Consider the following 20,164-nt stretch of genomic DNA (forward strand, 5'->3'; position numbering starts at 1 on the left):
TGCGCCCCGTGCTTTTTGCTTTTAGGGGCGCGGGGAACTGCGCGAGAAGCCCCACCCACCCGCACCCGACAACGCACCCCCGGGGTCGAAGGGGCAGCGCCCCTGGGGATGGGACGGGTAGGGGCGGCGGGGGCGAGGAAACCGCTAGGGGGCCACCTCGACCGAGGACTCCCGCTGGTGGGGGATCTCCACGCCGCCGCCCCCCGTCTGCAGCGTGATCGCCCGCCGCGGCACCGGCACGCTGATGCCCTCCGCCCGGTACCGCCTGTGCAGCCGCTTGATGAACTCGTGCTTGATCCGGTACTGGTCACTGAACTCGCCGACCCCGAGGATCACGGTCATCCCGATGCGCGAGTCGCCGAAGGTGTGGAACCGCACGGCCGGCTCGTGGTCGGGGACCGCGCCCTCGACCTCCTTCATCGTCTCGGCGATGACCTCGTTGGTGACCCGCTCCACGTGCTCCAGATCGCTGTCGTAGCCGACGCCCACCTGCACCAGCAGGGTCATGTCCTGCTCGGGCTGGTTGAAGTTGGTCATGTTGGTGCCGGCGAGCTGCCCGTTGGGGATGATCACCAGGTTGTTGGAGAGCGACTTGATGGTGGTCTGCCGCCAGTTGATGTCGACGACATAGCCCTCCTCGCCGCTGCTCAGCTTGATGTAGTCGCCGGGCTGGACGGTCTTGGACGCGAGGATGTGGATGCCCGCGAACAGGTTGGCGAGGGTGTCCTGGAGGGCCAGGGCCACCGCGAGACCGCCGACGCCGAGGGCGGTGACCAGCGGGGCGATCGGGATGCCCAGCGTCTGCAGGATCACCAGGACACCGATCGCGAGGACCGTGACCCGGGTGATGTTCACGAAGATCGTCACCGAGCCCGCGACCCCGGCCCGGGACTGGGCGAGCGTGCGCACCAGACCGGCGATCACCCGGGCCGCCGTGACCGTGGCGACGAGGATGAAGAGCACCGTCAGACACTGGTTCACGTTGTGCTGCACGGTCTTGGTCAGCGGCAGCACCGCCGCCGAGGCCGCCGCGCCGCCGACGAACGCGCTCCAGGGCACCAGCGAGCGCAGCGTGTCGACGATGACGTCGTCACCGCCCCAGCGGGTCTTCGTCGCGTGCCCGCCGAGCCAGCGCAGCAGCAGTCGGAGCAGGAACGCGGCCAACAGGCCCGCCGCCAGGATGATTCCGGCCACGAGGTAGTCGTCGAGGGTGAGGGTCCGGGTCATCGCTCGCCTCCCGAGGGACGCGGGGAGCGGCCGGGGAACCGTATGTCGTGTCCCGAGGGCCGTATGTGATGTGTCGTCACCTTGCCACCTGCTCGAATCCGGAGTGCGTGTTCTCGCTTGCCCGGACGCGTGTGCGACAACGGGCGCGACCGCTCATCCTGCCGTATCCGTACGGCTGATCGGCACCGGACCTGCGTGGATCGGCCGACGACAGGCCCCGCGCCGGCGGGAATGTCCGGATGTGCTCGGCGGTGGGGCGACCTCCTCCTCAGATCACCTTCAGCCGGACCAGCGCACCCAGCGTCAACGCCCCCGGCAGCAACGGCAGCCAGACCGTGACGACCCGGAACGCCAGCACCACCGCCGTCGCCACGGCCGTCGGGCCACCGGCCGCCACCAGCGCGACCACGAGCGCGGCCTCCACCGAACCGAGCCCGCCCGGCGTCGGGACGAGGGCGACCGCGACCGTGGCGGCGAGATAGGCGAGCGCCATGTGCGTCACGGGGATGTCGAGCCCCAACGCCAGCCCCACGGTGACCAGTACACCCGCCTGGAGCGCCGGGAACGCCAGCGAGCCGCCCCACAGCGCCAGCACCCGCGTCGGGCGCGCGTGCACCGCGCGGGCCTCGCCCAGCGCGGTGCGTACGAAACCGAACACGGCCGAACGCAGCCGTCGTACCAGGAACACCGCGGCCACCGCCCCGCACGCGACGACGACGGCCGCGACCAGCAGGGGGGTCGACGTGCCCGCGGGCAGCAGCGGGCCGAGGCGCAGGGCCCGGGGGAACGCCACCAGCAGCGCCAGCAGCAGGCCGACGCGGGCGACGGACTCCGCCAGCAGATATAGCGCGAGCGCCGCCGACGAACGCGCGGCCGACACCCCGCACACCATCATGAACCGCAGGTTCACCGCGCTCGCGCCGAGGCCCGTCGGCAGCAGGTGATTCGCCGCGCCCGCCGCGAACTGGGTGGCCAGCAACCGCCGCACGGGCAGCCGCTCGACGAGCGCCCCCTGCCGGGTCACGGCCGCCGCGACCCAGGTCAGACAGGTCACGCCGACCGCCGCGACCAGCCACGGCCACCGCGCGGTCGCGAGATGGGCGAAGCCCTCGGCGAGAACGGAACGGTGCCGCACGGCCACCACCAGGACCAGCGCGAGGGGAAGCAGACAGAGGATCCGCCGTACCGGAACGCGCCGGGTGAGTGGTCGGGGAAGCTGGGTCGCTGTCACACCGGGAGAGGCTCTCCGCGCCCGGCCAACAGGGGGTTGCGGGCGCGAGGACGGCGGTTGACCGGCGGCGGACAGTCACCGCGCTCCGGCGTACGCCGACATACGCGCGCCGACATACGCCGAAATACGTTTGACCTTAAGCTTGGTCGAGGTTCTAGCGTCGTCCGCATGAGTATGGAGACCACCGCCTGGACCCAGCTGCAGGGCATGATGACCGCCCAGCAGCACAGCCGCCCCCTCGCCCGGACGACGTTACGGCGTATCGGCGCCTTCGCCCGTCCACATCGTCGCCGTATCGCGTGGTTCGTCGGCCTCAGCGTCGTGACCGCGCTGCTCGCCGTGGCGACGCCGGTGCTCGCGGGGAACGTCGTGGACGTGATCGTCTCGGACGGGGACGAGAACCTCGTCGTCCGCCTTGCCGTGCTCATCGCCGTCATCGCCGTCGCCGAGGCAGCGCTCGGCCTCGTGGCCCGACGCCTGTCGGCGACGCTCGGCGAGGGCCTCATCCTCGATCTGCGGACCGCCGTCTTCGATCATGTGCAGCGCATGCCGGTCGCGTTCTTCACACGTACTCGTACGGGAGCGCTCGTCAGTCGTCTCAACAACGACGTCATCGGCGCCCAACGCGCCTTCAGCAACACCCTGTCCGGAGTGGTCGGCAACCTGGTCACGCTGCTGCTCACCCTCGCCGTGATGCTCACCCTCTCCTGGCAGATCACCCTGCTCTCCCTCGTCCTGCTGCCCGTCTTCGTGGTCCCCGCCCGGCGCATGGGCCGCCGCATGGCCCGGCTGCAGCGGGAGGCCGCCGACCTCAACGCGGCCATGGGCACCCGGATGACCGAGCGCTTCTCCGCACCCGGCGCCACCCTCGTCAAGCTCTTCGGCCGCCCCGACGACGAGTCCGCCGAGTTCGCCGAACGGGCCCGCCGGGTACGGGACATCGGCATCCGTACGGCGATGGCGCAGTCGGCGTTCATCACCGCCCTCACCCTCGTCTCCGCCCTCGCGCTCGCCCTGGTGTACGGCCTCGGCGGCTGGTTCGCGCTGCGCGGCACCCTGGAGGCCGGCGCGATCGTGTCCCTCGCCCTGCTGCTGACCCGGCTGTACGCGCCCCTGACCGCGCTGGCCGGGGCGCGCGTCGAAGTCATGAGCGCCCTGGTGAGCTTCGAGCGTGTCTTCGAGGTATTGGACCTCAAGCCGCTCATCGAGGAGAAGCCCGACGCCCGCGAGGTCCCCGAGGGCCCGGTCGCCGTCGAGTTCGACGACGTCCGCTTCGGCTACCCGTCCGCCGACAAGGTCTCCCTCGCCTCCCTGGAGGAGGTGGCCTCCCTCGACACCCGGGGCGGCACCGAGGTCCTGCACGGCGTCTCCTTCCGCGCCGAACCCGGCCAGACCGTCGCCCTCGTCGGCTCCTCGGGGGCCGGCAAGTCCACCGTCGCGCAACTCCTGCCCCGGCTCTACGACGCGGACTCGGGCACGGTCCGGATCGGCGGTGTCGACGTACGCGACCTCGGCGCGGCCTCCCTGCGCGCCACCCTCGGCATGGTCACCCAGGACGGCCACCTCTTCCACGACACCGTTCGCGCCAACCTGCTCCTCGCCCGCCCCGAGGCCACGGACGAAGAGCTGTGGGAGGTGCTGCGCCGAGCCCGCCTCGACGACCTCGTACGCTCCCTGCCCGACGCCCTCGACACCGTCGTCGGCGAGCGCGGCTACCGCCTCTCCGGTGGCGAACGCCAGCGCATGACGATCGCCCGGCTGCTCCTGGCCCGCCAGCGCGTCGTCATCCTCGACGAGGCCACCGCCCACCTCGACAACACCTCGGAGGCCGCCGTCCAGGAGGCCCTCGCCGAGGCGCTGGAGGGCAGGACCGCCGTGGTCATCGCCCACCGCCTGTCGACCGTCCGCACCGCCGACCAGATCCTCGTCGTCGAGGCGGGCCGGATCGTGGAGCGCGGCCGGCACGAGGAACTGCTCGCGGCGGGCGGACGGTACGCGGAGCTGTACCGGACCCAGTTCGAGAGGTCGACGGCCCATGAAACCGCGGCGGAGGCACCGGTCGCGGCGGTCTGACGGCCGTGCGGTTCCCCGGGGTTCAGCCCTCGACGCCGGTCGTCGTGTGGGCGGCACCGACCGGCTTGGACTCCGGGGAACCGCGCTGGCGCAGATAGATCGAGAGGATCGCCATCGAGGCGATGGCGAGGAACTCGGACTGCCAGTTCTGCAGCGTACGGTTCCAGAAGTCGGCCGAGACGAGGTACTCGCCCCAGCTGTCGGGAGCCTGGAGCTGCCGCAACTGCTCCTCGTTGTACGCCGCCACACCCGTGATCGACTGGGCCAGCCACGACAGCACGAACACCAACCCCATGACATAACCCAGCGAGCTTGCGTACACCTTGAGACGCAGTCCGCCGGCCGCCGCCCAGCGGGGGGAGTCCGGGCGGGCGTGCCGCCCCACCCGCTGTTCCTCGTCCGATTCGACCCCGATGCCGTCCGGGTGCTTGGACTCCGGCGAGCCGCGCTGCACCAGCCACACCGTCAGGAAGACGTACAGGAAGAACTGCAGGTACTCGGACTGCCAGTTCTCCATCACGTCGACCGCGAAGTCGGACGACGTCACGTACTCGCCCAGCGAGATCTGCTGGAGGCCCTCCGCCGCGAGCTGGTTGTCGAAGTCGGCGTGACCGGCGAACGCCTGGCCGACCAGGGCGAGGACGAACAACGTCAGGAAGACGAGCCCCAGGCCGTTGTCCCGAGCGAACCGCCGGAGGGATCCCGTCATCGGTGCAACGCCCCCACCGTGACGCAGTAGGCCAGGCCGCCCGCGATCACCAGCAGGCACAGGACGAACATGACGCGCACGACGTCCTCACCCACCCTTCAGCAGACACTGGTAGGGCCGCTCCGGACGCGGGGCGCACCCGGCGGCGACGACCTTCCAACCGTCGGAGAACCGCGACAGGAACAAGGTGTCCGCCGAGAACTCCACCCGGGCCTGGCGTCCGGCGACATCGACGCCCTCGACCGCGTCCTCCGCCGCCGCGACGAACGGAACGTCCTCCTCGACGACAGCCTCCTCGCACGGCGTCCCCGAGGACTGCTCGACCTCGTCCCGGACCCCCGGCGCCAGCACCGCGCACAGGGCGACCCCGTCCTCCGCGCCCAGCGCCCGCTCGAAGTCGACGGCCGCGTCCCGGGCCGCCGTACGACGCTCCTCGACCGACCCGCAGCCGGTCGTCACCAGCAGGACGGCACCCGCCGCGACCCCCCACCGCCACCGCCACCGCCAGGGCATCCGGGACCTCCCGTCCGGCCGTCCGCACACATGCCGTCCGCACACCTGTCGGCGCACACATGTCGACGGACGGTAACCCCGGCGCCCGGCCCACGCCCGGGTGCCGCGCGACAGGCCGAGCCCGTCGTCCCCCGGCCGGGGCAACCGGCGCTACGACCCGTCCCCGCCCGCGCCGCGGTCCCCGCCCACCGGCAGCCGGTACACGGCGAAGGCACGCCGGATCACCGGCTGGGCGACATTGCGCACCCGCACCCCACCGCTGGTGATGCCGTGCTCGGTGCCCAGATGGGCGTGACCGTGGACGGCGAGATCGGCCCCCGACTCGTCCATCGCCTCGGCCAGCAGGTAACTGCCCAGGAACGGGTAGATCTCCAGCGGTTCACCGACGAGCGTGTCCGGTACGGGGGAGAAGTGGGTGAGTGCGATACGGACAGCGCAGCCGTCCTCGGCCAACTCGTCCAGCGCGCGGCGCAGTCCGTCCGCGAGCCCTCGGGTGTGACGGACGAAGGCCTTCATCTCGGGTTCGCCGAACTCGCTGCCGCTGCGCCCGGCGAAGCCGCCGCCGAACCCCTTCGTGCCGGCCACCCCGACCCGTATCCCGTCGACCCGGACGACGGTTCCCTCGCCCTCTAGCACGGTCACCCCCGCCTCCCGCAGCACGGCCGTCACGTCATCGGGCCGCTCGGCGTGGTGGTCGTGGTTGCCGAGGACGGCGACCACCGGCACCGGCAGCCCCGCCACCTCGTCGGCGACGACCCGCGCCTCCTCCGGTGTGCCGTGCCGGGTCAGGTCCCCGGCGAGCAGCAGGAGGTCGGCGTGGTCGGGGAGGGTGTCGAACGCCGGGCGGAGCAGACCTCGGCTGTCCGGCCCCAGATGGATGTCCCCGACGGCCGCGACCCGGATCACGACAGCTCCTCGGGACGGTCCGGCGCGGTGACGTCGGCCAGGGCGATGTCCGCCCGCACGGGCACACCCGGCAGTTCTTCCGCCGCGAGACGCAGGATCGCCTCGCGATCGGCCGCCGTGGACGCCGTACCGGTGATGTGCACGGCGTCGCCGCGCGCCTCGATCCGCATCCCCAGCTCGGCCAGGTCGCTCCGCGCGAGCCGCTCCTCCAGATGGGCGATGCGGTACTCGGTGTGCGCCGGCGGGTGCGCGGTGTGGTGTGTGGGGGCGTCCGCCGGTGGTTGTGGGGCGTGGTGTGTTGGGGTGCCCGCCGCTGGTTGTGCGGCGTGCTGTTCCGGGCCGTCCGCCCGCAGGGGGTCATGTCCTGTCGCCATCGCCGGTCTCCTCCGGCTCGATCACGTTGAGGCGCTCCAGCAGGAAGAGGAACGCGGCCGGCATCGGCTCGGCGCCGCACTCCTGCCGCACCCGGCCCCAGTCGATCTTCTCGCGCAGTGTGCGGGCGATCGGCAGCACGGCACCGAAGTCGCAGTAGTGCTCGGAGAACGCCAGCAGACGCCCGACCAGCAGATCCGTCGCCGCCAGCACGGGCATCCAGACGGACTGGACCGACAGCATCTCCGCCCGGTCCAGCAGTTCGCGGCTGACCGGCGCCCGGGACGGCCGGAAGATCAGGTCGACCTCCTGGCCGTGGCTCCGGGTCTTCAGCAGCCAGTCCTCGGGCGGCTCGACCACGGTCAGCCCCGCGGCCTCCAGCGTGCCGGTGACCGCCTCGATGTCCTCCGGCAGCACACAGAAGTCGACGTCGTGCTGGAGCGTCCCGGGGCCGCCGTGCGCGTACACCGCGACACCGCCCGCCAGCGCGAAGGGATGCCCACCGGCCTTGAGCAGCGAAGCGACCTCCTTGGCCGCTTCGAGGATGGCCTGGGTCCGATCGGGAGGGAGCCCGTCGTCGTCCGGGCCGGCGAGATCGCCCATGCCTTCCACGATAGTGCGACCCCGGCCGATGGCCATACGTGCGGGCGCGCGAGCTAACTTTGAGTCATCATGGCAGGTCGGAGCGGTGGGGCTCGGGTCCGGTGTCGGTGTCGGTGCCGGTGCCCGCGCAAGTCGGCGTGGGCGGTGGAGCGCGCCGCTCAGCGTGTGGGGAGCTTGGCGTCGTGGCCCTGCGAACGCGAACACGGGGCGGGGGCGGGGGCCGGGGGCGGGGCGTGCGGGTCCCCGGCCGACGGCGTGTCGATCCGCAGATGACGCAGCATCAGACCGGCCAGCACCGCGGCGACGAACATCACTCCGGCCGCCGCGTAGGAGGCGAGCCGCATGCCCTCGGTGAACGCCTCCCGGCTCGCCGTCAGCAGCAGCTCGGCGACGTCGTCCGGCAACTGCGCGGCGACCTGCACGGCCCCGCCCAGCGTCTCGTGCGCGACCTCGCTCGCCGCCTCGGGGATCCCCGACGGCACGTCGTCGTCCAGGGACCGGCGGTAGACGGCGGCACCGATGCTGCCGAGGACCGCGATACCGAGAGCGCCACCGAACTCGGCGCAGGTCTCGGACAGTCCGGAGGCCGAGCCCGCGCGCTCCGGTGGCGCGGCGGCGATGATCAGGTCGGCGACGAGCGTCAGGACGACGCCCACACCGGCCGCCATCATCGTGGCGCCCGTGATGACGAGGGCGAGTTCGGAATCGGCCTCGACCCGCGCGATGACCCCGAACCCGGCCGAGGCGAGCAGGAGCGCGGCGGAGATGACGTACGCGGGCCGGATGCTCTGCACGAGGACGGCGGCGAGGGTCGCGCCGACCATGGTCGCGCCGGCGGCCGGCAGGGTCCACAGACCGGCGCTCCACGGCCGCAGCCCGTACACCAGCTGCAGATACTGCGAGGTGAACAGGCCGAAGCCGACCATGGCGAACATCGCCAGGACGTTGGTGCCCACCGAGGTGCTGAAGGCGCGCTGCCGGAACAGCGACACATCGAGCAGGGGATGGGTGAGCTTGCGCTGGCGCAGCACGAACACGATGCCCACCAGGAGCCCGACGCACATGGTCGCCAGCGGGACGACCGCCACGCCGTCCTCGGCGATCTTCTTCATGCCGTAGATGACGGGCAGTACGGCTGCGAGGCTGAGCGCGGTGCTGAGCAGGTCGAACTCACCGGGATCGGGGTCGCGGAACTCCGGCAGCAGCAGCGGCCCGAGGACGAGCAGCAGCACCATGACGGGCACGTTGACCAGGAACGCGGAGCCCCACCAGAAGTGCTCCAGGAGCGCCCCGCCGAGGAGGGGGCCGAGTGCCGCGCCGCCGGCCAGGGCGGCGGTCCACACGGAGACGGCGGTACGGCGCTGCTGGTCGTCGCGGAACATGCTGCGGATCAGGGAGAGGGTCGAGGGCATCAGCGTCGCCCCGCCGACACCCAGTAAGGCCCTTGCCGCGATGAGCATGTCGGCGCTGTCGGCCATGGCGGCCGCGGCCGAGGCGGCGCCGAACGCGGCGGCACCCAGCATGAGCAGCTTCCGGCGGCCGATGCGGTCGCCGAGCGTACCCATCGTGATGAGCAGGCCGGCCAGCAGGAACGAGTAGATGTCCATGATCCAGAGCAGCTGGGTGCCGCTCGGTTCCAAGTCGGCGCTGAGGAAGGGCAGAGCGAAATACAGGACGGTCATGTCCATGGAGATGAGGAGCACCGGAAGGGTCAGCACGGCGAGACCGGCCCACTCCCGTCCGGTCGCCTTCAGTGACGGATCGGTAGCCATGAGCCGTACTATACGGTCGTGTAGGACGATCGTATAGATGACTCGCTGATTCTGCTTCAGAGGGGGACACGAGCGAGCCCGCTGTGCGATGGCCGAGTTCATGGCACCCGGCGGGGAGGCCCTGCGCACCGTGGGGCGGGGCGTCGGTTCCGCGCCGACGACGCGCCCCGAAGGAGCAGGCGCCAAGCCCCGCTCCGCTGCCCAGGTGCGCAGCGCCGCTTCGGCTTCTTCGCGGGACTGGGGGCCGCGGTGGAGGTGGGAGTTGCTGGAGGTGGCGGACGGCCGCCCCTATCGTCTGACCTTGCGGCAGGCCGAGCAGGGCGATGATCTCCTTGCCGTTGAGGGGCACGGGGAGGGCGGACAGCCGCTCATGGCCGGCTCGCTCGGCCGCGGCGCGCTCCTCGGGCTCGAGCTGGGTCTGCCCTCTTGCGTGCCACTCGGCGTAGTCGGCCGCGTCGTGGGCCTCCAGACCACTCAGCCGGTCAGCGAGTCAGACGGCTAGACGGTCGCCCGGACGTCCGGTCAGCCGGTCAGTTCGCCGAGGAGGCGCCAGGTGCGTCGGCGGTCGGCTTCTCCCGCGATCTCGGTGGTCGAGAACACGACCTCGGTGGCGCCGGCGTCGCGGTAACGGCGTACCTCGGCCTCGACTGTCTTCTCGTCGCCGATCACGGCCAGGTCGGCGGCTCGCCAGCCGCCGGAGAGTTCGATGACGCGTGCGTAGGACGGGATCTGTTCGTAGAAGGCGAGGTTCTCGGTGGCCTCGGCCCGCACCGCGTCGACGTCGTCCGTGACCACGCCGGGCACCAGGGCCACGATCCTGGGCGCGGGACGGCCCGCGGCCTCGGCCGCGGCGGTCAGGGCGGGCACGATGTGGTCGGCCAGGGCGCGCGGTCCGGCCAGATAGGGCAGGATCCCGTCGGCCAGCTCGCCGCTGGCCCGCAGAGCCTGCGGCCCCATCGCGGCGACGAGCAGGGGCACACCGCTCTCGGCACCCGGTACCCGCGCCGGGATCGGTGTGGTGGCGGTGAGCAGCTCGCCGTGGAAGTCGGCGGTGCCGGTCTCGGTCAACTGCCGTAGGACGGTGAGGAATTCGCGCAGCCGGGCGATGGGCCGGTCGAAGGGCAGGCCGAAGCCCGTCTCGGTCAGCAGTTTCGTGCCCAGTGCCAGACCGAGGTGATAGCGGCCGTGGGTCGCGGCCTGGGCGGTCTGGGCCTGGCTGGAGACCAGCAGGGGGTGGCGGCCGAAGACGGGGATCGCGGAGGTGCCGACCTGCAGTGAGGGGACCGCCCGCCCGACGATCGCCGCGAGCTGGGGTGAGTCCGCGCCGAAGGTCTGCCCGAACCAAGCCGACGTGAGCCCGAACTCCGCTGCCTCCTGGGCCAGTTGGACGGTCGCGTCGACCTGGTTCGGCGCGTCGGATGCGTTGAGCGCTACTCCAAGAGTCATGTCAGTCAGAACGGGCTTCGGCCGAACCCGCATTCCGGTCCGTGTGTGACAGCTTCTTGTCGGTCATGTGTACCAAGCCTGTGTACTCAGCCATGTGTACCCAGCCATGAAGGGAAGGAAGGGCCCCAGCCGGTCAGTGTGAGTCCTGAGACACCCGGCGACAGCTGACCGAACAAGGCCGCCCGCATCCTGGATGCCGGTCTGTGAGAAGCCGCCTGATTGGACTGCGGTTGCCAGCAGGTTCTTCGTTTGTCACCTGGCATGCGCGGGCTCGGCCTTCAACCGAGCCCGCCACGTCAGCTCCCTACCGGAGCCAAACTCGTGTCACGCCGTCAGCGCTGCCGTGTCAGCAGACCCGGCCGGTAGGGCCAGTGGCCGTACTCGCCACCGGAGTTGGGGTTGCGTCCCTGGTAGAGGAACTGCAGGTTGCAGGGATCGACGGTGAAGGTCTGATCGGCGCTGGTGCGGATCAGTTCGCCGTGGCTGATGTCGTTGGTCCAGGTGGCGCCGCTGTTGGCCTTGCCGGCGAAGGGGTTGCTCTCGGTCGCGGCCTGGGGTGTCCATGAGCCGTTCAGGCTTGTGGCCGTGAACGAGCGGAAGTAGCGGCCCTGCGAGCCGATCGCCTCGACGATCATGAGGTAGCGGTTCTGGCCCTGGAGCTTGTAGACCTGCGGGGCTTCGAACAGGTTGTTCTTCGTGTCGCTCATGATCGTTGTGTAGGTCGAGCCGAAACTGCTCGGGAAGTTCCCGATCGGCATACTGGCCCGGTAGATCTTGCCGTTGTCACCGGCGAAGAACAGGTACATGTTCTGGCCGTCAGCGATGAGCGTCTGGTCGATGGGGCCGGTGTCGGAGCCGGTGATGCTTCCGGAGAAGAGCACCTGCTGTGCGGACCAGCCATTGGGGTTGGAAGGGTCGCTCGACGTCCGGTAGGAGAAGGCGCTCCCACCTCCCCACTGGTAGGCGAGCACCCAGATGTTCTTCGGCGCGAAGTAGAAGAGCGTGGGCGCCACGACGGAGTTCGACATCGTGTTCTGGTTGGCCGAGGCCATGTCCGGCCAGTTGCTGAACAGGCTGAAGTTCATCGAACCCCAGCCCACTCCCGTTCCCGCGGCGCCGTGTGTCGTCGCATAGACGAGATGCTTGCCGTTGTAGGGGACGACGGTGAAGTCCTTGAGCGAGGCCCACCCGGCCTTGGGCTGTGCCAGCGCGCCCGTCGATGTCCAGCGGTATGTCGACGGAAGATCGCACGTGCCGGGGTTGCCGGCGCCGACCTTGACGAACTGCCACTGCTGGTTGCTGCCGCCCCAGTCGTCGTACTGGACGATGTTCGCGTTGTCGGCGGTGGAGGCGCCTTGTACCTCGAGGGCTTTGTTGCTGTGGCGCGCGATGAGCCTCACGTAGCCGTCCGAGCTGTCGGCCAGCCGCCACTGCTGGTTGGTGCTGTTCGAGTCGGTCCACTGGACGATCGCGCCGCCGTTGGCGGTGGACCCGTTGTTGACGCTCAGCACCTTGCCGGAGTGGCGGGACTTGATGCGGTAGTTACCGCCGCCGGAGTCGACGAATTGCCACAGCTGCTGGTTCTGGTCGTTCCTGGTCCACTGGGTGATGCGGGCGCCGTCGCTGGTCGCCAGGTTGTAGACATCAAGGGCTTTGCCGCTGTTGCGGTTGACCAGCACATACGAGGCGTTGGGGTCTACGGTCGCCGCGGCGGCGGGCTGGGCACCGAGGAAGGTGGCCATCAGCAGCAAGGGCGCGAGAACAGCGAGTAGGTGTCTCAGACGGACCGGGGGCCGGTGGCGAAACCGCATCAGAGGACCTCCTTGGGGGCGGGGCGAGGTGACGCCGATGAACCGAGGAGCGGTCGTATCGAGGGATGCAGGGGACAGATTCGAAACTTTCGAAGAGTTCACCGATTCTTTGACGCCACAAGCTAGGAATGCGGGGCCCTTTGGTCAAGGTCTCTTACCGATCTGTCCACAAACAGCTCCTCCAAGGGGCCGTGCAGAGGGGATGTTGACCAAGCGGTGCCCGCACACTTGCCCTGGTCCCGGCCCGGTCAGGCCCTGCGGCATCCGCCGACGACCGCGCCTAATGGGTCGGCGTCCTGCTCGACGTGATCCCGAATGTTTCGATCAACAAGCGGAAATTTTCTGTGCTGTGAGGATTGACGATTCACAGTCAATCCTTCAATCATCCATCTCTGGGCGACCGGCCGCAGTTCGAGATTCCGAACCAAGTCGCCTGAGCAAACGGTGCTGCACGGCGGATCCACGCACTGCCGCACCGCAGATCCGCGCACCGAAGCACTGCGCCACCCCGTTTTGTCCCGGTGAGGTTCGCACCAGCGCATCCTGGCTCTTCGTGCAGTTGGAGAGGTATGCGGCGCCGCGTGACGATCCCCCGGCCGAGCCGCGATGGAGTACCCCATGCGTGTGTCCAAACACAGCCACCGCCCGCCGTAGGTCACCCGACGGCCGACCGGGTGCCCTCTCGTGCCGGTTGCAGATCGTCCCGGTCCCATGACCGCGGTGTCCGGCGATTCCGTGCTGCCCGGGTTCCGGCCCGCCCGCCCCGTCCGTCTGCCGAGCGGGAGCCGATGAGGCATTCCCCCCGCGCTTTCAGTCCTTGCGTGATGTCTACCTTGGAGGCACAGCCATGGGCTCGTATGTCCTTCCCAGACCCGTTGTCCGCCGGAAGATCCGCACCCTGTTGTTGGCGCTGGTCGTCGGCATCCTCGGTTCGGTCGCCGCACTGGTCGCGCCGCCGACCGCGCACTCCGCCGAGAACACGCTCGGCGCCGCAGCGGCGCAGAGCGGCCGCTACTTCGGTACCGCCATCGCCTCGGGCAGGCTGGGCGACTCGGCGTACACGTCGATCGCGAGCCGCGAGTTCAACTCGGTGACGGCCGAGAACGAGATGAAGATCGACGCCACCGAACCGCAGCGGGGTCAGTTCAATTTCACCGCCGGTGACCGCGTCTACAACTGGGCGGTGCAGAACGGCAAGCAGGTGCGCGGTCACACCCTGGCCTGGCACTCCCAGCAGCCCGGCTGGATGCAGAGCCTCAGCGGCAGCAACCTGCGCCAGGCGATGATCGGCCACATCAACGGCGTGATGGCCCACTACAAGGGCAAGATCGCCCAGTGGGACGTCGTGAACGAGGCGTTCGCCGACGGCAGTTCGGGAGCCCGGCGCGACTCCAACCTGCAGCGCACCGGCAACGACTGGATCGAGGTCGCCTTCCGCACCGCGCGCGCCGCCGACCCGGCCGCCAAGCTCTGCTACAACGACTACAACGTCGAGAACTGGACCTGGGCCAAGACCCAGGCCATGTACAACATGGTCCGGGACTTCAAGCAGCGCGGCGTACCGATCGACTGCGTCGGCTTCCAGGCCCACTTCAACAACGACAGCCCCTACAACAGCAACTTCCGCACCACCCTGCAGAACTTCGCCGCCCTCGGCGTGGACGTGGCCATCACCGAACTCGACATCCAGGGCGCCTCGGCCACGACCTACGCCAACGTGACCAACGACTGCCTGGCCGTCCCGCGCTGCCTGGGCATCACCGTCTGGGGCGTGCGCGACAGCGACTCCTGGCGGCCGCAGCACACACCGCTGCTGTTCAACAACGACGGCAGCAAGAAGCCCGCCTACACCGCCGTCCTCAACGCACTCAACGGCGGCTCCTCCACGCCCCCTCCGGGTTCCGGACAGATCAAGAGCGTCGGGTCGGGCCGCTGCCTGGACGTGCCCGGCACCAGTACCACTGACGGCACCCAGCTCCACCTGTGGGACTGCCACAACGGCACCAACCAGCAGTGGACGCACACCGCCGCCGGCGAACTCAGGGTCTACGGCAACAAGTGCCTGGACGCCGCCGGCACCGGCAACGGCACCAAAGTCCAGATCTACAGCTGCTGGGGCGGCGACAACCAGAAATGGCGCCTCAACTCCGACGGATCCATCGTCGGCGTCCAGTCCGGCCTCTGCCTCGACGCCGTCGCGGGCGGCACGGCCAACGGCACCCTGATCCAGCTCTACTCCTGCTCGAACAGCAGCAACCAGCGCTGGACCCGCACCTGATGGGACCTGCCACAGACGAAAGGGTGAATCGATGAAGACCTACGGTGCGGCTTCCCCCGCCCCTCCACGACGACATCGCTGGTGGTCCCGGGTCGCCGCAGTGGTGGCGGGGACCCTCGCGATCGGCATGCTCACCGCGGTGAATCCGGCACCCGCCGAGGCGGCGACGGTGGACACCAATGCCTGGTACGTCCTGGTCAATCGCAACAGCGGCAAGGCGCTGGACGTCTCCGGCGCGTCCACCGCCGACGGCGCGCGGGTCGGCCAGTGGACGCGCAGCGACGGTACCAACCAGCAGTGGCAGTTCGTGGACTCCGGCGGTGGCTTCTACCGCCTCAAGGCCCGGCATTCGGACAAGGTTCTCGACGTGGCCGGCGCCTCGACCGCCGACGGTGCCGCCATCCAGCAGTGGGCCGACCACAACGGGGCCAACCAGCAGTTCCGCCTGGCCGACTCCGACGCGGGCCATGTCCGGCTGATCAACCGCACCAGCAACAAGGCGGTGGAGATCCAGGGCGCCTCCACCGCCGACGGCGGCAACGTCGTCCAGTACACCGACTGGGGCGGCGCCAACCAGCAGTGGCAGATGGTCAAGCTGTCGTCCGGTGGCGGTGGCGGTGGCGGCTGCGGCAGCGCCCCGACTCTGGCGAGCGGTACGCACACGATGCAGAGCGGCGGCAAGAGCCGCAGCTTCATCCTCAGGGTTCCCGCCAACTACGACAACAGCCACCGCTACCGGCTGATCTTCGCATTCCACTGGCGGGGTGGAACCGCAGGCGAGGTCGCCTCGGGCGGCATGAGCGGGAACGCCTGGTCCTACTACGGCCAACAGGAACAGTCGAACAACAGTGCGATCCTCGTCGCCCCCCAGGGCCTCGGCAACGGCTGGGCCAATGCGGGCGGTGAGGACATCACCTTCGTCGACGACATGATCCGGCGCATCGAGAGCGGCCTCTGTGTCAACCCGGCACAGCGTTTCGCCACGGGATTCAGCTGGGGCGGCGGTATGAGCTACGCACTCGCATGCAGCCGGGCGAACGTCTTCAGGGCCGTCGCGGTCATATCCGGCGCCCAGATCAGCGGATGCAGTGGCGGCACCCAGCCCATCGCCTACTTCGGAATCCACGGCATCAGCGACAACGTCCTCAACATCGGGCAAGGACGGTCCCTGCGCGACAAGTTCGTCAGCAACAACGGCTGCAACCCCCAGAGCCCGCGCGAGCCCGGGCCGGGCAGCCGAACGCACATCACCACCACCTACTCGGGCTGCCGTGCCGGATACCCGGTCCAGTGGGCCGCGTTCGACGGAGGCCACATACCCGGCCCGGTCGACGGCTCCACCGGCGAAAGCGGCGTCACCACCTGGACCAAAGCAGAGATCTGGAGGTTCTTCGCACAGTTCCAGTGACACCCCGCATCACGGGGTGGAGCCAGGATGAGGATGATCCTGGCTCCACCCCGTTTGGTCACGGCCGAACAGCCCCTGGGAGACGTGGCGTTCGTACATACTCCACGAGCTGAAGACGAATCCGAGGCGGCGGGAGAGCACCCAACCGACACGGACCCGGTGGGCGGCGGAGACACTGCATACAGGCGGGCCGTTCCCCGGTCCGGACAAGACCGTTCTCGTCGAGACCGGCGTGCCCTACGCCACCCATATGTCCCTGCTGAGTGTGCTTCAGGAGCGGAGACAGCGCGGCGCACAACACCGTGGCCATGCCGTGGGGTATCTATCCGCTCCAGCCAGCGCAGTGTGCTGGCCTCATCGCGGATGTTCTCGTCTTGTACTTCGCTGATCAGTACAAGGTGTGGGCCTGGCGCCGGTCGTGTATCAGGCCCGTACCGAGGAAGCCCGGAGCCTTCCGGTAACCGTCGGCGAACGGTCAGAACCCGTGAACCGGCAGGCCGAGGTCAGATCGCCTCCGGACGGGCCGAAGATTTCCGATTCACGCACTGCCTGATGCAGCGTCAGGCAAGTCGGCATCAGCTCAGCATCAGTCCATGCGGCGCTTCGCGCACACGCCTGCTCGGAGGCTCCCCGACAGCCTAGACGGCGCGGAAATGCGCAGGCGGGAAGCTAGGTCGTAGCAATACATGATCTTCTTGGAGGTCTTCGAGTCGAAGGCAGGACCATGTACAGTGTTGGGCGCCCTTGACCTGCAGAAAGCTGGCAGGGAGCCATCTTCAGGAGTCCAACATGCTGCGCACCATGTTCAAGTCCAAGATCCACCGCGCCACCGTCACCCAGGCCGACCTGCACTACGTCGGGTCCGTGACCATCGACGCCGAGCTGCTCGACGCCGCCGACCTGCTGCCGGGTGAGCTCGTGCACATCGTCGACATCACCAACGGCGCCCGGCTGGAGACGTACGTCATCGAGGGCGAGCGGGGCTCCGGGGTGATCGGGATCAACGGGGCCGCAGCCCACCTCGTCCATCCCGGTGATCTGGTGATCATCATCAGTTACGCTCAGGTCTCCGACGCCGAGGCCCGCGCCCTGCGGCCCAGGGTCGTGCACGTGGACCAGGGCAACCGGATCGTGGCGCTGGGTTCGGACGCCTCCGAGCCGGTGCCGGGTTCGGACCAGCGGCGAAGCCCGCAGGCCGCCACCGTCTGAGGTCTCGGGCAGCCGCCCGGCATCTCCGATCCGCACGCGAGGAGTCCCATGAGCGACGTACAGATCCGCGACGACCGGGCGGCCGGCCGACTGGAGGCCTTCGCCGGCGACGAACGGGCAGGTCACATCCAGTACTTCGTCCTCGCCTCCCCGCAGGACGCGCTCGTCCCGGTCCACACGATCGTCGAGCCCGCGTACGAGGGGCAGGGCGTCGCGGGCTCGCTGGCCCGCGAGCTGTACGGCATCGCGGCCCGCGAGGGCGCCGTCGTCGCCCCGCTGTGCCCGTACGTCGTGAAGTGGGCCGAACGCCACCCCGACGAGGCCCCCGCCGCGGATCCAGAGCTGCTGCGGGCCGCGAAGGACTGGCTGATCGCCCACCCCGAGGGCTTCTGAGCGACCGGCGGGCGAGGAGGGGCGGGGCGGCGCGGCCGACCGGGTGAGTGGCCGCGCGGGCGACGGGTACCCGTGGCACAGGTCCATGGCCGACGTACCCATGGCTGGAGGACGTGATGACACACCCCGACCCGGACCCCGTGAAGCCCGGCCCCACCCCGGGCCCGGGCCCCGACCGACCGGAACCCTTCCCACCGCCCCCGTTCCCCGACCCCGTCCCCACCCCCGACCCGGACCCCGTGCCCAACCCGCCGGGCCCGGACCCCGTCCCCGGTGAACCGAGGCCGGGCCCGCTGTCGTAGGGGTCGTAGGGCGCGTAGGGCTCGTAGGCACAGAGAGGGAAAAGAAGTGCGGCCCGGCGTGGACATTTCCACGCCGGGCCGCAACGACAGAGTCAGGGGCGCGGGGCGTCACATACGCGGCCCCGCCGCGATAGCGCGACCGGCCATCGACAAGCCGCGACCGGCCACCGACAAGCCGCGACCGGCCACGGGCAACCCGTGGCCGCCGACCGATCGGCGCCCCCACCCCCTCAGGAACCCTCAGGCACCCTCAGGCTCAGGCCTCGACCTCGCCGCGCCCCTGCCCCCACAGCGTGTGGAACGAGCCCTCGCGGTCCACCCGGCGGTACGTGTGCGCGCCGAAGAAGTCCCGCTGCCCCTGCGTGAGCGCGGCGGGCAGCCGCTCGGCACGCAGCGCGTCGTAGTACGCCAGCGCCGCCGCGAACCCGGGGGTCGGCACGCCCTGCCGCGTCGCGGCGACCAGCACCTCGCGCCAGTCGTCCTGCGCCGCCGCGATCTCCTGGGCGAACGTCTCGTCGGAGAGCAGGCTCGGCAGGTCGGGGCGGGCGTCGTACGCCGCGCGGATCCGGTCGAGGAAGGCCGCGCGGATGATGCAGCCGCCCCGCCAGATCGACGCGACCTTGCCCAGGTCGATGTTCCAGTCGTACTCGTCGCGGGCGGCGTCGATCTCGTGGAAGCCCTGCGTGTACGACACGATCTTGGAGGCGTACAGCGCCTGCTCGACCCGGTCGGCGAAGGCGCCGGCCTCGGCCGCGCTGAGCGGGGTGGCCTTCGGGCCGGCCAGCGAACGCGAGGCGTCGCGCAGCGCGGCGTGGCCCGACAGGGAGCGCGCGAAGACGGCCTCGGCGATGCCGGAGACCGGAACGCCCAGGTCCAGCGCGATCTGCACGGTCCAGCGGCCGGTGCCCTTCTGCTCGGCCTGGTCGACGACCACGTCGACGAACGGCTTGCCGGTGGCCGCGTCCACGTGCGCCAGCACCTCGGCGGTGATCTCGATCAGGTACGAGTCGAGGCGCCCGGTGTTCCAGGTGCGGAAGATCTCGGCGATCTGCGCGGGGGTGTAGCCGGCCACGTCGCGCAGCAGCTGGTAGGCCTCGCCGATCAGCTGCATGTCGGCGTACTCGATGCCGTTGTGCACCATCTTCACGAAGTGCCCGGCGCCGTCCGGACCGACGTGCGTGACACAGGGCGCGCCGTCGGCTGCCTTCGCGGAGATCTTCTCCAGCATCGGGCCGAGGGAGTCGTACGACTCGACCGGGCCGCCGGGCATGATGCTCGGCCCGTTGAGCGCGCCCTCCTCGCCGCCGGAGATGCCCGCGCCGACGAAGTGGATGCCCTGCTCGCGCAGTGCGGCCTCACGGCGGCGGGTGTCGGCGAAGTGCGCGTTGCCACCGTCGATGATCATGTCGCCGGGCTCCAGGAGCGGTGCGAACTCCTCGATCACCGCGTCCGTCGGGCCGCCCGCCTTCACCATGACGACCAGACGCCGGGGGCGCTCCAGCGCCTGGACGAAGTCCTTGGCGGTCTCGGCCGCGATGAAGTCGCCCTCGTGCCCGTGCTCCTTGATCAGCGCGTGGGTCTTCGCCGCGGAGCGGTTGTGGACCGCGACCGTGTAGCCGTTGCGGGCGAAGTTGCGGGCGAGGTTGCTCCCCATGACCGCGAGGCCGGTGACGCCGATCTGGGCTGAAGTGCTCATACGGTTGGCTCCTATGGATCCTGATATCGGTGGTGCCGTTCCTGCATCAGTATTGTCCTTCCGGCCATCCTGACGTGCACCGGCCCCGTCCGCACTGCGCGGCCTGCCGGGCTTGAGTACGCAGGAAGGGCCCTACCTGCCTCAATGGGGCGCGCAACCCGACGCATTGCGCGCCGTCCCTGGTCACTCGCGCGCCGGACGGGCGCACTTATGCG

Annotated in this window: 16 protein-coding genes; 5 read left to right on the forward strand and 11 right to left on the reverse strand. The window is 70.0% G+C overall.

From position 1 onward, the window contains the following. Positions 1 to 144: 144 nt before the first annotated feature. Both L3078_RS39545 and L3078_RS39550 read right to left on the reverse strand, forming a co-directional pair. A complete protein-coding gene (locus L3078_RS39545) occupies positions 145 to 1,227 on the reverse strand; it encodes a mechanosensitive ion channel family protein (protein WP_239759037.1) in 1,083 nt (360 codons plus the stop codon). A 268-nt stretch (positions 1,228 to 1,495) separates the two neighbouring features. Then, positions 1,496 to 2,458, reverse strand: a complete 963-nt coding sequence (locus L3078_RS39550) for a lysylphosphatidylglycerol synthase transmembrane domain-containing protein (protein WP_239759038.1) — start codon at positions 2,456 to 2,458, stop codon at positions 1,496 to 1,498. Between the two features lie 174 nt (positions 2,459 to 2,632). Here L3078_RS39550 and L3078_RS39555 point away from each other — a divergent pair, with 174 nt between their 5' ends. Then, positions 2,633 to 4,531 carry an ABC transporter ATP-binding protein gene (locus tag L3078_RS39555; protein WP_239760668.1) on the forward strand — a complete coding sequence of 633 codons (1,899 nt, stop codon included), beginning with the start codon at positions 2,633 to 2,635 and terminating at the stop codon, positions 4,529 to 4,531. A 22-nt stretch (positions 4,532 to 4,553) separates the two neighbouring features. On the opposite strand, the gene L3078_RS39560 is transcribed toward L3078_RS39555, so the two are convergent. The 8 genes from L3078_RS39560 to L3078_RS39595 all read right to left on the reverse strand — a co-directional run bounded on the left by L3078_RS39560 (position 4,554) and on the right by L3078_RS39595 (position 12,663). Beyond that, positions 4,554 to 5,240, reverse strand: coding sequence for a DUF6766 family protein (locus L3078_RS39560; RefSeq protein ID WP_239759039.1), 687 nt, complete (start codon positions 5,238 to 5,240; stop codon positions 4,554 to 4,556). 87 nt (positions 5,241 to 5,327) lie between these two features. Then, positions 5,328 to 5,753: a hypothetical protein gene (locus tag L3078_RS39565; RefSeq protein WP_239759040.1), complete on the reverse strand. Its 426-nt coding sequence runs from the start codon at positions 5,751 to 5,753 to the stop codon at positions 5,328 to 5,330. A 150-nt stretch (positions 5,754 to 5,903) separates the two neighbouring features. Continuing rightward, positions 5,904 to 6,659 carry a metallophosphoesterase family protein gene (locus L3078_RS39570; protein WP_239759041.1) on the reverse strand — a complete coding sequence of 252 codons (756 nt, stop codon included), beginning with the start codon at positions 6,657 to 6,659 and terminating at the stop codon, positions 5,904 to 5,906. Then, a complete protein-coding gene (locus L3078_RS44820; protein WP_338059548.1) occupies positions 6,656 to 7,033 on the reverse strand; it encodes a BON domain-containing protein in 378 nt (125 codons plus the stop codon). Before L3078_RS44820 ends, L3078_RS39570 begins: the two co-directional genes overlap by 4 nt. After that, positions 7,017 to 7,634 (reverse strand): nucleotidyltransferase family protein, encoded by a 618-nt coding sequence (locus L3078_RS39580; RefSeq protein WP_239759042.1) that lies wholly within the window; start codon positions 7,632 to 7,634, stop codon positions 7,017 to 7,019. The genes L3078_RS44820 and L3078_RS39580 overlap by 17 nt, the downstream gene beginning before the upstream one ends. Positions 7,635 to 7,792: 158 nt before the next feature. Then, entirely contained in the window at positions 7,793 to 9,406 is a 1,614-nt protein-coding gene (locus L3078_RS39585) for an MFS transporter (protein ID WP_239759043.1), read from the reverse strand. 522 nt (positions 9,407 to 9,928) lie between these two features. Beyond that, positions 9,929 to 10,852 (reverse strand): LLM class F420-dependent oxidoreductase, encoded by a 924-nt coding sequence (locus tag L3078_RS39590; protein ID WP_239759044.1) that lies wholly within the window; start codon positions 10,850 to 10,852, stop codon positions 9,929 to 9,931. A gap of 332 nt (positions 10,853 to 11,184) precedes the next feature. Continuing rightward, positions 11,185 to 12,663, reverse strand: coding sequence for a non-reducing end alpha-L-arabinofuranosidase family hydrolase (locus L3078_RS39595; protein ID WP_239759045.1), 1,479 nt, complete (start codon positions 12,661 to 12,663; stop codon positions 11,185 to 11,187). Between the two features lie 847 nt (positions 12,664 to 13,510). On the opposite strand from L3078_RS39595, the gene L3078_RS39600 reads away from it, so the two are divergent. The 4 genes from L3078_RS39600 to L3078_RS39615 all read left to right on the forward strand — a co-directional run bounded on the left by L3078_RS39600 (position 13,511) and on the right by L3078_RS39615 (position 17,951). Continuing rightward, positions 13,511 to 14,941: an endo-1,4-beta-xylanase gene (locus L3078_RS39600; protein ID WP_239759046.1), complete on the forward strand. Its 1,431-nt coding sequence runs from the start codon at positions 13,511 to 13,513 to the stop codon at positions 14,939 to 14,941. 31 nt (positions 14,942 to 14,972) lie between these two features. Beyond that, positions 14,973 to 16,349 carry an RICIN domain-containing protein gene (locus L3078_RS39605; RefSeq protein ID WP_239759047.1) on the forward strand — a complete coding sequence of 459 codons (1,377 nt, stop codon included), beginning with the start codon at positions 14,973 to 14,975 and terminating at the stop codon, positions 16,347 to 16,349. A gap of 789 nt (positions 16,350 to 17,138) precedes the next feature. Then, positions 17,139 to 17,558 (forward strand): aspartate 1-decarboxylase, encoded by a 420-nt coding sequence (panD, locus tag L3078_RS39610; RefSeq protein WP_239759048.1) that lies wholly within the window; start codon positions 17,139 to 17,141, stop codon positions 17,556 to 17,558. Between the two features lie 48 nt (positions 17,559 to 17,606). Further along, on the forward strand, positions 17,607 to 17,951 hold the full coding sequence (locus L3078_RS39615; RefSeq protein ID WP_239759049.1) for a GNAT family N-acetyltransferase: 345 nt from the start codon (positions 17,607 to 17,609) through the stop codon (positions 17,949 to 17,951). A 558-nt stretch (positions 17,952 to 18,509) separates the two neighbouring features. Here L3078_RS39615 and gndA read toward each other — a convergent pair. After that, positions 18,510 to 19,949, reverse strand: a complete 1,440-nt coding sequence (gene gndA, locus L3078_RS39620; RefSeq protein WP_184902295.1) for an NADP-dependent phosphogluconate dehydrogenase — start codon at positions 19,947 to 19,949, stop codon at positions 18,510 to 18,512. Positions 19,950 to 20,164 lie beyond the last annotated feature (215 nt).

It is taken from the genome of Streptomyces deccanensis (genome assembly GCF_022385335.1).
Lineage (GTDB): Bacteria > Actinomycetota > Actinomycetes > Streptomycetales > Streptomycetaceae > Streptomyces > Streptomyces deccanensis.